This is a genomic window from Geoglobus sp. (genome assembly GCF_054018175.1).
On record NZ_JBPLZQ010000102.1, the window covers coordinates 14,023 to 29,086 of the forward strand.

The 15,064-nt window shown below is 54.0% G+C and carries 18 protein-coding genes; 4 read left to right on the forward strand and 14 right to left on the reverse strand.

The features are described 5' to 3' along the window. Positions 1–39 precede the first annotated feature (39 nt). On the reverse strand, positions 40–540 hold the full coding sequence (locus ACXJJC_RS07955) for a rubrerythrin family protein (protein WP_456370832.1): 501 nt from the start codon (positions 538–540) through the stop codon (positions 40–42). A gap of 103 nt (positions 541–643) precedes the next feature. Between ACXJJC_RS07955 and ACXJJC_RS07960 the strand changes: the two genes are divergently transcribed. Continuing rightward, complete coding sequence (locus ACXJJC_RS07960) at positions 644–1,066, forward strand: AsnC family transcriptional regulator (RefSeq protein WP_456370804.1); 423 nt, start codon at positions 644–646, stop codon at positions 1,064–1,066. A gap of 65 nt (positions 1,067–1,131) precedes the next feature. On the opposite strand, the gene prs is transcribed toward ACXJJC_RS07960, so the two are convergent. From prs to ACXJJC_RS07985, 5 genes are all read right to left on the reverse strand, one after another. After that, positions 1,132–1,968: a ribose-phosphate diphosphokinase gene (prs, locus tag ACXJJC_RS07965; protein ID WP_456370806.1), complete on the reverse strand. Its 837-nt coding sequence runs from the start codon at positions 1,966–1,968 to the stop codon at positions 1,132–1,134. A 42-nt stretch (positions 1,969–2,010) separates the two neighbouring features. After that, on the reverse strand, positions 2,011–2,715 hold the full coding sequence (locus tag ACXJJC_RS07970; RefSeq protein ID WP_456370807.1) for an ATP/GTP-binding protein: 705 nt from the start codon (positions 2,713–2,715) through the stop codon (positions 2,011–2,013). Positions 2,716–2,722: 7 nt separating this feature from the next. Further along, a complete protein-coding gene (locus tag ACXJJC_RS07975; protein ID WP_456370809.1) occupies positions 2,723–2,926 on the reverse strand; it encodes a hypothetical protein in 204 nt (67 codons plus the stop codon). A 2-nt stretch (positions 2,927–2,928) separates the two neighbouring features. Further along, entirely contained in the window at positions 2,929–3,231 is a 303-nt protein-coding gene (locus ACXJJC_RS07980; RefSeq protein ID WP_456370811.1) for an ArsR/SmtB family transcription factor, read from the reverse strand. A 62-nt stretch (positions 3,232–3,293) separates the two neighbouring features. Continuing rightward, entirely contained in the window at positions 3,294–3,728 is a 435-nt protein-coding gene (locus ACXJJC_RS07985) for a hypothetical protein (RefSeq protein ID WP_456370813.1), read from the reverse strand. A gap of 125 nt (positions 3,729–3,853) precedes the next feature. On the opposite strand from ACXJJC_RS07985, the gene ACXJJC_RS07990 reads away from it, so the two are divergent. Further along, the gene (locus tag ACXJJC_RS07990; RefSeq protein WP_456370815.1) at positions 3,854–4,486 is read left to right on the forward strand and encodes a PD-(D/E)XK nuclease family protein; all 633 of its coding nucleotides are present in this window, start codon (positions 3,854–3,856) and stop codon (positions 4,484–4,486) included. On the opposite strand, the gene ACXJJC_RS07995 is transcribed toward ACXJJC_RS07990, so the two are convergent. Continuing rightward, positions 4,483–5,091 carry a TIGR00296 family protein gene (locus tag ACXJJC_RS07995; protein ID WP_456370817.1) on the reverse strand — a complete coding sequence of 203 codons (609 nt, stop codon included), beginning with the start codon at positions 5,089–5,091 and terminating at the stop codon, positions 4,483–4,485. The two genes, ACXJJC_RS07990 and ACXJJC_RS07995, sit on opposite strands and share 4 nt — an antisense overlap. Before the next feature lie 180 nt (positions 5,092–5,271). On the opposite strand from ACXJJC_RS07995, the gene tfe reads away from it, so the two are divergent. Then, entirely contained in the window at positions 5,272–5,754 is a 483-nt protein-coding gene (tfe, locus tag ACXJJC_RS08000) for a transcription factor E (RefSeq protein ID WP_456370835.1), read from the forward strand. Here tfe and ACXJJC_RS08005 read toward each other — a convergent pair. From ACXJJC_RS08005 to hdrA2, 7 genes are all read right to left on the reverse strand, one after another. Then, the gene (locus ACXJJC_RS08005; protein WP_456370819.1) at positions 5,747–7,090 is read right to left on the reverse strand and encodes an FAD-dependent oxidoreductase; all 1,344 of its coding nucleotides are present in this window, start codon (positions 7,088–7,090) and stop codon (positions 5,747–5,749) included. The two genes, tfe and ACXJJC_RS08005, sit on opposite strands and share 8 nt — an antisense overlap. A gap of 64 nt (positions 7,091–7,154) precedes the next feature. Beyond that, positions 7,155–7,583 (reverse strand): ACT domain-containing protein, encoded by a 429-nt coding sequence (locus ACXJJC_RS08010; RefSeq protein WP_456370820.1) that lies wholly within the window; start codon positions 7,581–7,583, stop codon positions 7,155–7,157. Positions 7,584–7,617: 34 nt separating this feature from the next. Further along, positions 7,618–8,301, reverse strand: coding sequence for an RAD55 family ATPase (locus tag ACXJJC_RS08015; protein ID WP_456370821.1), 684 nt, complete (start codon positions 8,299–8,301; stop codon positions 7,618–7,620). Between the two features lie 40 nt (positions 8,302–8,341). Further along, positions 8,342–9,154, reverse strand: coding sequence for a pantoate kinase (locus ACXJJC_RS08020; RefSeq protein ID WP_456370823.1), 813 nt, complete (start codon positions 9,152–9,154; stop codon positions 8,342–8,344). Further along, complete coding sequence (gene coaBC, locus ACXJJC_RS08025; protein WP_456370825.1) at positions 9,151–10,353, reverse strand: bifunctional phosphopantothenoylcysteine decarboxylase/phosphopantothenate--cysteine ligase CoaBC; 1,203 nt, start codon at positions 10,351–10,353, stop codon at positions 9,151–9,153. Before coaBC ends, ACXJJC_RS08020 begins: the two co-directional genes overlap by 4 nt. A 4-nt stretch (positions 10,354–10,357) precedes the next feature. Further along, positions 10,358–11,659, reverse strand: coding sequence for a 4Fe-4S binding protein (locus tag ACXJJC_RS08030; RefSeq protein WP_456370827.1), 1,302 nt, complete (start codon positions 11,657–11,659; stop codon positions 10,358–10,360). Then, entirely contained in the window at positions 11,652–13,991 is a 2,340-nt protein-coding gene (hdrA2, locus tag ACXJJC_RS08035; RefSeq protein ID WP_456370828.1) for a CoB-CoM heterodisulfide reductase HdrA2, read from the reverse strand. Before hdrA2 ends, ACXJJC_RS08030 begins: the two co-directional genes overlap by 8 nt. A 129-nt stretch (positions 13,992–14,120) precedes the next feature. Between hdrA2 and serB the strand changes: the two genes are divergently transcribed. Then, positions 14,121–15,064: phosphoserine phosphatase SerB (gene serB / locus ACXJJC_RS08040; RefSeq protein ID WP_456370830.1), on the forward strand; the 944-nt coding region annotated here is incomplete at its 3' end.

Below are 15,064 nucleotides of genomic sequence, written 5' to 3' on the forward strand. Positions count from 1 at the left end.
GATTAAAACAGTTTTCGGGGTACAGAAAAATGGGTGTTTTTAGAACCTCCTGAACTTCTCAGAAGTGGCTCCACATACAGGGCATCTGTCAATTTTCGTGTCTGTGGTGTACCCGCAGATCTCGCAGATGTATATCTCGCCGATCTCCATGTCCTTTCCGCTTTCAACGGCCTGCTTCGCCTTGGCGTACATTGAGGAGTGGATCTTCTCGGCCTCGATCGCGAATCTTATGCTCCTCTTTGCCTTGACATCGTTTTGGAGCTCTGCAACGGCGTTGTACGCCGGATACATCTCCTCGACCTCCCAGTTTTCTCCATTTATCGCGGTGACGAGGTTCTCTTTCGTCTCGCCGACTCCACCAAGCGCTTCGAGGTGGTTTCTCGCGTGCACGAGCTCTGCGAACGCAATCGCCTCGAACAGTCTTGCGACGTTCTCGAACCCCTCCTCTCTCGCCTTAGATGCGAAAATTAGATATTTCATGTGCGCCTGGCTTTCCCCGGCGAATGCCTCGGAAAGAAACCTCCTCGACATCTCGCCCATCGTCATCACCCTTCCTCAAATTGGTTCGAAAGCATAAAAAAACTTTTGCATGAATTGTATTTCTGGGAAAAGATTTTATACTATTCCGTACAGAATTGGGGCCATGGACGATAAGGATAGAGTAATCATCGAAATGCTCACAAAGGACGCGAGAACTCCTCTCACGAAGATCGCGAAAAAGCTCGGGATAACTGAGGCCGCGGTGAGGAAGAGGCTGAAGAACCTCGAGGAGAAGGGCGTTATTCTCGGCTACACCACCATCGTCAATCCCGCTTCGCTTGGATACGGAAACGTGTCCCTCACGGGGATAGATACCGAGCCCGACAAGTTTCTCGACGTTGCAAAGAAGGTTTGCGAGTACGACTTCGCGAGGAGCGTCTACATCACCAGCGGAGACCACATGATAATGGTCGAAATCTGGGCCAAGGACGGGGACGAGCTCACGAGGATAATATCGGAAATCATAGGCAAGATGGACGGAGTCAGAAGGGTCTGTCCAGCCATAGTGCTCGAAAAGATGAAGTAGCCATCACGTTTCCCATTCAGAGACTCGAGAATTTTTATCTCAAAGTTCCACAGGAAATAAAGGGGTCACATCAGCTCATCTGCGATGAGCTTTGAAACGCTCACCCTCGATACGGGGCTCAGAACGGTGTCCGTTGAGATTACCTCCTCGACACCCGACTTGAGTATCGATGCGTAAACCTCCTTGCTGAGGAGTGCGTGAGACGCCACCACGAATATTCTCCTCGCCCCCATCCCCTTCAGCTTCTTGGCCGACTGAACGACCGTCGCTCCGGTCGCCACTATGTCGTCCACTATTACCACATCCCTCCCCCTGACATCTGCATCTATCCTTGACACTACAACGTTTTCTGCATCCACCCTTATCTTGCGGATCAGGGACACCTCCGCCTGCATGATCTCCGCGAAGGGGTCGAGCCAGCCGATGGACAGCTCATCCGGACCGAGAACCACGGGATTGGTGAGGTCAAATTCCTCAGCCGTGTACTCTGCGAGAAGAGGTATTGCAGAAACGTTCTCGACAATTTCAGAACTTCCGTAGAAGTCCACTGCCAGGATTCTGTCGAACACGCCGAGAATCTCCATAACAGTTTCCAGGGACTTGGCCTCTCCGTAAACCGTAGCCCTCTTCCTGGAGTACGCCAGGTATGGAGCGACGAGTATCAGCTCTTTCGCACCCCTCTCCCTCAGGATCTCCCCTATCAGCCTGGACTCAAACAGAATCTCGTCGGGATTGGGGAAGAACGTATTGACAACCGCTGCACGATCGTCAACGTCGAATGGAATTCGAACGTACTTCTCACCATATGGCAGCTTTTCAATCTGCACGAAGTCAGGCCCCTTGCCGAGGAACCTGCCGATCTTAACCGAGATTTCCCCGTTCGTGCCGGGAATCAGTCTCATCAGGTATATTGTGGCCTGCTAACTATTAAACATTTGCGCCATTCAGCTCAGATCACCGCACGCACAGAACAGCTCGTTCAGAGCTGAGAACAGCTCCTCAAACCCCATCCCCGTTCTGGCTGACACCTTTACGGGCCGGTAGATTACGCTTGTCGCCTCGACGAAACGGAGAAGGTTCTCGAAGAACTCTCCAAGGACTCCCTCCTCCCGCAGGCTTTCGAGGCATTCGTCAAGGCTCGAAACCTCTTTCACATCCGCCTTGTTGAAGACGGTGAGGGACGGAATTCCGAGCATCAGCGTTACAACAGCGGACTGGGCCACCATTGCAGAGTACTGTGCGGGGGTGGACAGCCTCGATGCGTCGGCCAGAAAGACTCCTGCCGTGAACGGGCCCAGCTTTTCAACGAACCTCTCACCGAAATCCGTGTACATGAACAGCTCGAGCTGTCCGGGGGTGTCGTAAATCGTGAAGTCAAAGGGTTCCCGGGGTATTAAGTCGTCAATAAACTCAAGGGCGAGCTCCATGCTCCTCAGCAGAGCGCCATTTATTCCGAGCCCCTCTCGCGCCATCACGTCCTCAGTTCTGACGAATTCCCTCACGTCCGAGTGTGCACTGTACCTCGGAGGAGATGCGGGGTCGAGGTTTACCACCGCTACGGTGTAGCCGAGATCGCGCAGGAATCGGGAGAACTCCTTAGCCAAGCTGCTCTTTCCACTTCCGGCAGGCCCGAGGATTACGACATTCATTGCTCAATCAGATTTCCTCGAGCTTCCTTCTGATCTCCTCCACATCCTCCCTGATTCTGTCCACCTCGTTCTTCACTTCCGATACCTCTGTCCGGATCGAGTTCATCAGCCTCATAGACTGCAGGAGCCCGAACACGAGAACAGCGAGAATGACGACTCCTACAATTATCGATATCCAGCCACCGACCGTAATACCCCCACCGTACGGCATACTCACTCCTCCTCAAGCCTTTTCATGACCTCGTTATCAACGACGAGCCTGAATAACCTCGCCCTGTAGAACTTTTTTGCCCTCGGATCGTCGGGGTCGAACCTTATCTCTCCCTCCACCAGCCCGGCGTTTTCGAGCTTCCTTATGTGCAGGTATATCAGCTGCCTGGAAATCCCGAGCTCTTTCGCGAGCTCGTATATGTACCACTCGCGCTCACAGAGCTTCTTAAGAATTCTCAGCCGGACCGGGTTTCCGAGAGCCTCGCACAGCGCTGCAAGTTCGCTGATCCTGCGGATGTCCTCCATATGCAACCGAAGTGTGATGCACCATCAATATAAGGTTTCCGTAAAACAAAAAATAAAAGGAGTTATCTGAGCAGGACGAAGCCCACGACTTTTCCGTCCGCTCCCAGAAACACCTTCAAGCCATTCAGTGTCTCGTAGGCGTTCAGCACCTCGAGCTGGTCTATCGAGTAGTCACCGACGATCTTACCGGAGTACTCACCGTCGATGACTATTCTGTGCACCGTAACGCCTCTCGGATTCGTGAAGGTCTCGATTTCCGCGTTCTCAAGTGCAGCCTTCACCTCTTCCGTGCTGACGTCTGACTGCAACGCACCACCGCTTCCAGGCATTGCGAGACCCATGTTCTGCCTCCCGTGCCCGTGGCCGTATCCGTATCCGGTGCAGATTCCTGCGGTCTCACCAGCGTTTCCAGCCTTCCCGTATCCGAACCCGAGCGCTGACGCTGCTCCGGCCAGCACGACCATTGCCAGCAGGGCCGCAACCACCAACTTCTTCATGTCACATCACCTCACCATATGTAATCACAAAATTACATATGGAATTCGTGTTATTTAAAGGTTTTGCCGCTGTGCCTCCCGCGTAAAAGACGAAACTATTTTTACCTGAAAGCGTATTTTTTCCCGTGCTGAAAGTGGGGGACATCACGAGCTTTCTGGCATGTCCGAGACTCGCGTACTTCCGCATTCACCACCCCAAGGACCTTCCGAGCGAGTACCATGCTGCGAGAGAAATTTTTCTCAGCCTGAGAAAGGGCTACGGGTACGAGTGGGCATACGAGAGATTCTCAGCGCTCTACCCTGACTCGGAAGACGTCTTTCGCAGCGCAGCGTCAAAGTTCAGGTACTCTCCGGACCTCGAGAGAGTCACGCCGCGGGAGTGGGAGGTGTTTTTCGAGTCAGAAAAGCTCGGGATCAGGGGAGTAGTTGATGAGGTGACCGAAGACGGAAAGTTCGTGGTTTTGATGCTCCGGAAAAACTCAGAGACGTTCACGTTCAGAGAGAGGATGAGGCTCTCGGCGATTTCAGTAATTTCTGGGATGGATGAGGGTTACGCGTATTACGCCTATGACGGGGTTCTGAGGGCGTATATGGTGAGCAGGAGGGACAGGTACAACCTCCTCAGAATTCTCGAAAAGCTGAAGAGGGTTGAAAGGGGTTTCATGCCTGAGAGGAGGGAGAGTGAGAGGTGCAACTCATGCGAATACAGTGAATCGTGTGAGGCGAGACCGTCCACTTTCCTCTCCCGCTTCTTCTAAATGCTGCACGATTTTACGTCAACCTCCACGACCTTCCCCCTGGGCTCAGTCTCCCTGAAAATCTGTCCCTCGAAGGTGTAAACCTCCACCCCCTCCATCAGCCAGCAGTCTGGTGGCAGGCCAGCTTTCAGGCAGGTGTGGGTTAAAAATTCCTCCTCGTCCATCCCGTACTCAAAAGCTACCTGTGGTAAAAGCAAACCGCTGTAAGGTCCGTAGACGACCATCAATCCGTGCCTGCCAACCTCTATCGCCCTTGCCCTCTCCTCTGGCGGAACGCTGAGCTTCTCAGGTGGGGTCAGCACGGTGACCTCAACCTCGATCTCGTCCATCTCCTCAAGTTTGACGGGGAGGAAGCGCGGATCCTGAGTTGCAGCGGAAATGGCTGAATCGATTATCGCCTCGTCCAGCCTTTTTATCGGATACGGAAAGCCGATGCACCCCCTGAGCTCTCCGTGCTTGGTCAGGGTCGTGAAAACCCCCCTCTTCTCGGCAAAGACGCCATCCAGTCTCTCGCCAATCACCCTCTTCTCAGACAGATACGCCTCTATCGCCCTTCTCGCGAGCCTTACGGCCTTTTCACCTTCCTCGACTGTGAGCAGCCTCATTACATCATCACTCTGCAATGGAGGAATTTATCGGTTTCCATGAAATGCAGTGGATGCTCTTCAGTATCCTCCACACGATGTGATGGGTGGACAGGAAATAATGCACCGCAAAATTAAATAATGTTGAAAACAACATAGGTGTTTGTGGAGGTAGAGGTAAGCGAGATAGACGAGCTTCTTGTGGAGTTGATCGAGAGGGTTGCAGGGGAACTTGGCGTCGTTGTTTATTCTATGGGGATTGATGGCGAATTCACTGATGAGCAGCTCTCTCAGGAGCTTGGCGTTGAAATCAACGACGTGAGGAGGGTGCTGTTTGCGCTTTACGAGGTGGGGCTTGCCAGCTACAGAAGAAAGAAGGACGAGGACACCGGCTGGATGGAGTACTACTGGAGGATAAACTACGAAAAGGAGAGAGATGTTCTCAGAAAGGAGCTCGAGAAAACGAAGGAGAAGCTTTCTACCAAGCTTCAGATGGAGGATGAAACGGTTTACTACATATGCATGAACGGCTGCGTTAAGGTCAGGTACGAGGAGGCGATGGAGTACGGCTTCGCCTGTCCAAAATGCGGTGGCATGCTCGAGTACTTAGACAGCAGGGAAGCGGTCGAGAGAATAAGGGAGGAGCTTGAGAAAATAGAGGACATGCTCAGGATGCTCAGCTGATTCCGAGCTTTCTGAACATGTTTCTTGCCGCTATTACGAGCGGGTCCCACACAGGAGACTCAGGAGGGTAGAAGGGGAAGTCCGCGAAGAAGAAGTCCTCGACACTCGCTCTCTTGTAAAGCAGAGCTGATGCTCCGTAAATTCTCTTCGCCACACCATTTCCAATCGCCTGAATTCCGAGAACCTGGCCGCTTTCAGCGTCGGCGACCATTTTCAGCGTTATCTTCCCGCCATCCGGTATGTACTTCGCTCTGCTCCTCGACGATATCGTCACGGACACGGCGTCGTAGCCACTCTCGAGAGCTTCCTTCTCGCTTAATCCTGCTTTTCCTATTTCGAGGTCGTAAAATGACGTGAGCTGGCTCTTAACCGCTCCGGGGAACTCGAGTTCCATTCCAGCTATGCTGGATCCCGCTACGTACCCCATCTTGTTCGCAGGAGCTGCGAGAGGTATCCAGTCAGGCTTTCCGGTAACGATGTTGATCGTTTCGGCACAGTCTCCGACAGCATAGACGTTCTCCATGCTCGTCCTCATATGTCTGTCCGTCTTTATCGCGCCCGTCTCCCCAATCTCCACTCCAAGCTGCTCAGCGAGCTTCACGTTCGGCTCGACCCCTATTGCGAGGATCACCAGGTCTGCGCTGTACTCGTTCTTGTCGGTCACAACCTTCCTGACCCTTTCACTTCCCTCTATGGCGGTGACCTTTTCGCTGAGCCTGAGGTCGAGCCTCTGCCTCATCTCTCCGAGCAGAATGTCCGAAATTTCCTCGTCATATTCGGGAAGCGGGTGGGAGTTCTGCTCTATGACCGTGATTCGCTTCGACCTCGAGAGAGCGTCGGCAATCTCCACACCTATGTAGCCGCTGCCTATGACGACTATGTTGCTGTGCTTCTTCGCTATCTCCCTTACCAGCGGTGCCTTTTCTATGCTGTTCACACACAGCACTCCTTCGAGCTCCATGCACTTCACGTTAATCCTCTTTCCCCTCGCCCCCGTCGCAAAAACGAGTCTGTCCCACTCGTACCTCTTCCTCTCGCCCCTCTCGACGACCTCCACGTATCCTTCGCCCACCTCAACCACTTCTGAGTTCAGGTGGACGTTTATGCCCCTCATCTCCTTGAAAAAATTAACGTCATACGCGCACAGCTCCGAAACGGACTTCACAACCCCTGACAGGTAGAAGGGTATACCGCAGGGAGCGTGACTCACGTAGGACGTCTTTTCGAAAACGTCAACACTCCACTCCGGCTTCAGCCTCTTGATCCTCGACGCTGTGGCCATTCCTCCTGCTCCGCCGCCGATAATGACTACTCTTACGTTCTCCTCCGGAATCATTCGTCTATCATGATTTTTAGCAATTTATAAAATTAACGAAAGGTGAAGATCCGGCACAGCCAGCCTACTCAATCTTCCCCTTGAATAAAACCCCCTCCCGCTCGAGAACTCCAATAGCCTCGTCAATGTTGTCCACCCTCAGGATTATCAGGGCCCTGTGCTTTCCGGAGGTGAAGGCGTAGACATACTCTATGTTTATTCCTGCATTACCCAGAGCCTTCGCAATGCTGTGCAGACTCCCAGGCTCGTCGGAAACCTCGACGGCGAGAACATCTGTTATCGAGACCGTGAATCCAGCATCTTTCAGAATTCTGTAGGCAAGATCTGTCTTGTCCACGACCATTCTTATGATCCCGAAGTCTCCAGCCTCGGCGATCGTGAACGCGCGGATGTTGATGTCGTTTTCGTAAAGCTTCTCGGTGACACTTGCGAGCCTGCCGGGCTTGTTCTCGGCAAAAACCGAGAGCTGCTTGATGATCCTCTCCTCTTTCATGATTTAAAATTCTCAGCGAACAATAAAAGCTTTGTTATGCTATGTCCTTGGACGTGTCTATCTGCACTCCGTCGCTTATGTAGTACCTGAACGTCTCGTCTATCGGCTTCATCTTCCTCATCTTGGGTATTCCCAGCCTGTTTACCAGCCTGTCCCCAGACTTTTCCGAATCGATATCGAAGACGACGTCGGAGATGTTAATGACCATGTTCTCGAGCTGCTTCGGATGGCTGCCCTTGATCAGATAGCAGTACGCAACACCTTCGAGGTTCTTGGCGGTGATGTAGATCTTGTTAACCAGCCACTCCTTCAGGCCAATCGGCACGTTCAGGTTCATGAAGAACGATAGGCTGTCGAAGATTACGATCGCGTTCTTCATGTCTATTCTCGATAGCTCAGAGTCTATGAAGTCGAAGATGTCCTTGTCCCTGTACTGGTCCTCGATTATGAACCCGCCGGACTCCGAGATGTAGTACTTGCTGAAAACGTCCACGAACTCTATGTGCTCGACGTCCAGTCCGAGGCTTTCCATATCCTCCTTTATGAACTTCGGCAGTCTCGAGGTCGTGAAGTAGTAAGCGTAACCCCCCGACGCGAACTGGTAGAGAAACACTTCCGGCATGCTGACTGGGTTAGCGTAAACACAGACCATCGATCCAGCGGGTATTCCCCCACCAAGCCTCTTGTCGAGGAGCAGTATCCCGGTGGAAATTTTCACACGGGAGAAGTTGATTTTTAAGAATATAAATTAAACGGCATCACACCCTGACGCTGCATCCGGTTATCCTCGCGCTGAACTTCACGCCATCGAAATCCTGGAATGCCTCCATTCCGTTCAGTGCAAAGACCGCTCTGCCGAGCATCACCATGCTCGCCACACCACCCGTGCTCTCGACTGCTTCGATAACATCCAGTATCTCCTCATCTGCGAGTCCGGACTCGGTGGCGAACATCTTCGCCTGAGAGAACAGATTTTCTATGCTCGGGGCCCTGAGGAACTCCTTGAGGCGCTCCTTCCCGGCCTTGTTTATGCTCCTCCTCTTCACCTCATCTCCCAGCACGTCTTTGGTGGACATCTCTCCGAGAACGAGGAAGTCCACCTCGGCCCTGCTCAGGAACCTCTCCACCCTCGACTTTGATGGGCTGCCCGGTTTCAACCTCACCACAATTCCTCCAAAGCTCTGGGTCACCACATCCCCGAGCCCCGTCCTGTTCACAACTTCAGCTTCGTGGGCAATGTCTGCAAGTCTGAAGAAAGGGAGGTCCAGCCCCCTTTGCATGCTTACCTCTATGGCAGTGGCGAGGGCGGATGCGCCGCTCACGCCAAAACCGCAGGAAACTGGCAGGCTGGTTCTGAGCTCGATCCCCCTTCCGCCCAGCCTTTCCAGCACGTGCTCGACAGTCGGAAAGCTCACTCTTTCCCCGTTAAGGAAGACGCCCTCCTCTTCAGAAACTCTCGCCTCAACTCCCGCGTCTATCGTGAACCCAACTCCGTACGAGCCCGCCTTTTTAGGGTCTCTATCAATTTTTGTGGAAAAGATAGCGGTCACGCTTGCGGATACGAATGTCATAGGCAGTCTCTGACGAAGTACTCAACTATCCTCTCTGCCACTTCCTGCTTCCCGCCTTCGATCCAGAGCTTTCTCTGGGATGTTATGATTAGCACCCTCGTGTCCTCGGTCCCCATTCCGATGTTCAGGACGTCGTTTGCCACGATCATCTCCGCCCTGTCAGTCTGCATCTTCTCCCTCGCAATCCTCTCGAGCTCCTCGTCACTGACTCCAGTCTCAGCTTTGAAGGCTATCACCTTCCCGTCGAACACCTTCCTGACCTCTCTGAGAACCTTCGGTGCCGCAACAAGCTCGAGGGTTAGCCTTTCGGCCGTCTTTATCTTGCTGTTCTTCATGTCCATTGTGAAGTCCGCCGCGGCTGCGGAGGAGACGAAGACGTCCGAACCCTCTACAGCCCTGAGGCTCGCATCGAGCATGTCCCTGACAGAGGTGACCCTCACGACCTCAAACTCCGGCAGCTCGAAGGTTGGTGGCTTTGAGGTGATGAGCGTGACCCTCGCACCCCTCCTCCAGAATTCGAGGGCTATCTCATAACCCATCCTCCCGCTGCTCCTGTTGGTGATGTACCTTATCGGGTCGAGGAACTCCATTGTCGGACCGGCGGTGACCACAACTCTTTTACCTTCAAGATCTCTCTCGTAAAGCCTCCTCTCGACCTGAAGGCAGATCTTCTCAATCTCCGGGAACTTGGCCTTCCCCTCCTCGTACCTCGGCTCCACGAACTCAACTCCCGCCTTCTTCAGTTTTTCAATCGCCTCAGCAACCGCGGGGTTGTGTATCATGCTCTCGTGCATCGCTGGGACAATGATGACGCTCTTTCCGGAGCCGAGGGCTGTTGTGGCCATGGTTGTCACGGGCGTGTCGTCTATGCCGGCAGCAATTTTGGCAATCGTGTTGGCAGTTGCAGGGGCGATCAGCAGGAGGTCTGCACTGCCTCCAACGCCCAAGTACTCCACGTGCTCTATCATGCCGGTGATCTCCGTGACGACCCTGTTATCTGTGGCGAACTCGAGGGCGTAGGGGTGGATGATCTTCTGCGCCGCCTCGCTCATAACCGCGTGCACTTCAGCCCCTCTCCTAACCAGCTCCCTCGCAAGCTTCACCGCCTCGATTGCCGCAATGCTGCCCGTAACTCCGAGAACGATCCTCTTACCGCTGAGCTTCAGGCTCCTGCTGCCCCTTATCCCTGTCAGATGCATTGCATCACCTGCCCTTCTCGCCCACTGCCTTCCTGATGCCCTTTATAAATGCTTCTATATTGCCCTTCTCAATTGCTCTCCTGACGTATGCCTTCTTGAGAACCTCCTCCACGGCCTTCAGCCTCTCTTCTATCTCCTTCATCACCTCCTCGTCCACCTTCTTCGGCACAATGTCTTCCTCCTCAACCTCTCCTCTCAGCTCTTCCCTGTACAGCTTCCTCTCGGGCTCCTCAGCTCTCCTCTTCTCCACCACTCTTCTGAGCGCTTCGTGCCATGATTCGACCCACGGCTCCCACGACACGTTCTCCTTAGTGTAGTACTCCCTCCTTTCCACACCTATCAGGTCATATGGGCAGGCGTTCTCGCACGCTCCACAGTAGATGCAGTGCTGGGCGTTGAAGTGCACCCTTCCCTGATCCTCGGAGACGTACCACACCCTGTTGTGGCTGCATATCTTTATGCACGCCCCGCATCCAACGGGATCGCAGCGGTACATCCTGGGCTCATAAAGGAAAAGATCCCCGTCCATCGGCTTTGTTGTTTTGATCGCGTCATACGGGCAGACAGTTTCGCAGTATGCGCAGTAAGAGCACTTCTCGTTGTCCACAACAACGTCTGCAAGTTTTTCGAGCTTGAACTCCAGCCTGCTTCCACCCTCGACCCTAATCGCGTTCTCCGGACACACGTCCTCGCAGAGCTTGCAGTAATCGCACGTGCTCTCGTCGAGCAGAATGTCCTCGTACGGCATCGGATTAGTTGGCCCCGGCTCGCGCTCGACCATCTTGAATACCTCGCAGAACTCCGCGCATATCCCGCAGAGGTTGCACTTCTCCCTGTCCACGATCACCTTCCCTTCAGCACCCTCGTTTCTCCCCGGAAGGTCTTCCCTCTTTATCCTCACGGTCCTCGCTATGGCATCCGCAGGACAAACCTTGTAGCAGAGCGTACAGTCCGTGCACTTCTCGTAGTCGATTTCGGTGAACCCTACCGGGGAGAGGGGGAGCTGATCCTTCTCAATTTTCTCGCCGTTTATGTAAAACTCGTAGGCGTTGAAGGGACAGAGAGCGTAGCATATACCGCAGTAGGCGCACTTCGTGTGGTCTATGGTTACGGGCGGCATCTCGAGGCCCACGGCTATGTCGTGGACGGGGCCGAGCTCTATGGCATTGACCGGGCAGGCGTAAACACAAATCCCGCAGCCGTTGCAGACCTTGTAGTCGTATACGAGCTCCCTCGTCTCTCCTTCAGCCCTCTGGATGTACTTGAATTTCGTTTCACCAGCCATGTCAACGTCTCTCTCAACCATTCCGCTTCACCTCTTCCTCTATTGGTCCGAGCTCTCTCAGCTTTTCGACGAATCTGTTGAAGTCCTCCGCAATTCCGCTTGCCTCTCCCGCCGAGTGCCAGATTGCCGTAACCCTTTCGGGGTTTATGCCCACCTCCTCCAAGGCCTTCTTTATCGCCTCAACCCTGTCCTTCGCGTGGTAGTTGCCGACCTTGAAGTGGCACTCACCGAGCCTGCATCCGGAGACTATCACCCCATCAATCCCCTTCTTCAGTGCTCTGAGGATCCACTCCGGATCGACCCTGCCGGAGCAGAGGGTTCTTATTATCCTGATGTTGGGCTCGTACTGAACCTTCGTCGTGCCCGCAAGGTCAGCTGCACCGTAGCTGCAGTAGTGACAGGCGAAGGCCAGAACCAGGGGCTCCATGCTCTTCTCCTCCGCGAGTGCGTCTATGGCTGAGACTATCGCCTCCTCCCTGAAGAACCCCATGTCTATCGCATCTGCGGGGCATGAGGCAACGCAGACACCGCACATCACGCAGGCGTTTGGATCTATCTTCGCCTTCCTGCCCTCCATGAACGCCGCGTTGAAGTTGCACACGCTCACGCACACACCACATCCAATGCACTTCTCCTGATCCACGTAGGCGTTGTAGGGGTCGAATTCTGCCTGCCCCCTCACTATAAGCTCCATCGCCTTTGCCGCTGCGAGGCCAGCTGAGGCAACGCTGTCCTGAATGTCCTTCGGACCGCTCGCAGTGCCGGCGAGAAATATTCCCTTCACATCCGTTTCAGCCGGTCTAAGCTTCGGGTGCGCAACCTCATAGAATCCGTCCTCCCCAACCGAGATGCCGAGCTTCTTCGCAACCTCGGTGTTCCCCTCCATTCCGATTGAGAGTACGACGAGGTCGAACTCCTCCTCGAACACCTCACCAAGGAGCGTGTTCTCGTAACTCAGTACGAGGGTGCCGTCGTCCTTCTCGTAAATCTCCCCGACCCTCGCCCTTATGAACCTGATGCCCTTTTCCTGAGTTCTCGTGTAAAACTCCTCGTACATTCTCCCGTACGCCCTGATGTCTATGTAGAACACCGTGACCTCCGCATCAGGATACCTCTCCTTTATCGCAAACGCGTTCTTCAGGCTGGCCATGCAGCAGACCCTTGAGCAGTACCTGTTCGTCTTCTCATCTCTGCTGCCAACGCACTGGATGAACGCGATTCTTCTGGGCACGGAAGAGTCTGAAGGTCTGAGGAGCTCCCCGAGTGTGGGTCCGCTGGCAGAAAGGAGTCTTTCGAGCTCCAAAGATGTGATAACGTTTTTGTAAATCCCGTACCCGTACTCCTCCTCCCTCCTCGCGTCGAACGGTTTGTAGCCCGTAGCTACGATGACCGCACCAACCTCTATTTCAATCTCCTCGGGCTTCTGCTCGAAGTCTATGGCCTTGGGCTCGCAGGCCTTCTCGCAGAGCCTGCAGCCTATGCAGTGCTGCCAGTCTATCGCCGCATAGAGGGGTGTGGACTGCGGGATCGGGAGGTATATTGCCTTCCTCGTGCCTATGGTGTAGTCAAACTCGTTCGGAACCTCCACAGGGCAGACTGAGCTGCAGTCATCTATGCAGCCCTTGCACCTGCTCTCATCCACATACCTCGGGTGCTTGACTATCCTGAGCCTGAAGTTGCCCACATGCCCCTCAAAGTCCTTCAGCTCGGCGTTGGTTATCACCTCTATGTTCTCGTGATTCAGGGCCTCGCTCATCTTTGGGGCGAGGATGCAGATGGAGCAGTCGTTTGTCGGGAAGACCTCATTCAGGGTGGCCATGTGCCCGCCGATTGTCGGAGCTTTCTCGATCAGGTAAACCTTTATCCCAGCATCTGCTATGTTCAGCGCCGCCTCTATTCCAGCAACACCTCCTCCTATGACGGCTACGGCCCTCTTCACGTCTGTCTGTCTCCTCGAGAGAGGTTCAAGAGCCCTTGCGCTCGCTACCGCCATCCTCACCAGGTCCTTCGCCTTTGCAGTCGCTGCTTTGGGCCTCTCCTGATGCACCCAGGAGCACTGCTCCCTGATGTTGGCCATTACGACCATGTATGGATTGAGGCCCGCCCTCATCGCGGCCTTCCTGAACGTTACCTCGTGCAGCTTCGGACTGCATGCCGCGACGACTATTGCATCGAGGCTGTGCTCCTTTATGGCCTGAATTATCTCCTCCTGACCGCTATCTGAGCAGCTGTACTTTATGTCCGTCGCGTATGCGACATCAGGCAGGGTTTTTGCGTACTCGGTTACCTCATTAACGTCAACAACCCTCGCAATGTTCAAGCCACAGTGACAGACGAATACACCTACCCTCATGGTGACACCATCATCTTTATTGCTCAGGATTAAATTTCGAGAATTTTTAATCTTTCTTGTTTATGATTTTGGCCTCCAAAACTCACGGACTTTAGAAAACGTTCTTAAATCCACGATCCAAGTTGCCATGTGGAGCTGCTGGCGGTCTCGGTCTTCGGCGTTGACAGGCCCTGGATAGTTTTCAGGATAACCGAGGTTCTGGCGGAGGCGAACATAAACATAGTTGACATAGAGCAGAGCGTCATACAGGGAATATTCACGATGTTCATAGTTGGCGACATCTCGGAGTGCAGTCTGAGTGTTGATGAAATCCGGGAGAGACTGGAGAAGGTGGCCAAAGAGATTGGAGTTCACGTCCACCTATCCCCTTTCGAGAAGACCGATCAGAAGGAGAAGAGGAGGTACGTCATAACGGTAATAGGCAGGGACAGGGTGGGGATAGTCAGGGACGTCTCACGCATCCTCTACTCCCACGGCGTGAACATAGAGAAAACAACCCTGACGGCGAGGGACCAGCTCATCTCGATATCCATCGAGGCCGACATGAGGGACGCGGATGTCGACGAGGTCAAGAGGAGGCTGAAGGAGGAGATCGAGCAGAGCGGGCTTGACGTGGTGATCCAGCCATACAGCATTGCCAAGGAGGAGAAGAGGCTCATAGTCTTCGACATGGACTCTACGCTGATTGACGCGGAGATCATAGACGAGCTGGCCAAGATGGCGGGTGTGGAGGACGAGGTAAAGGAGCTGACGAGCAAGGCCATGAACGGTGAGATCGACTTCGAGACCGCGCTGAGGGAGAGGGTGAAGCTCCTCGAGGGTTTGCCGGTCGAGGTAATGGAGAGGATATACGACCAGATAAAGCTCACCGAGGGTGCGAAGGAGCTCATTGAGAGCCTGAAAAAGGCGGGCTACAAGGTTGCCCTCGTGAGCGGGGGGTTCACGTACTTCACAGAGAAGCTGAAAAGCGAGCTCGGCCTTGACTACGCCTTCGGAAACGAGCTGGAGATAAAGGACGGAAAGCCCACAGGCAGGATAAAGGGCAGGGTGATAACGGCCGAGGAGAAGGCGAG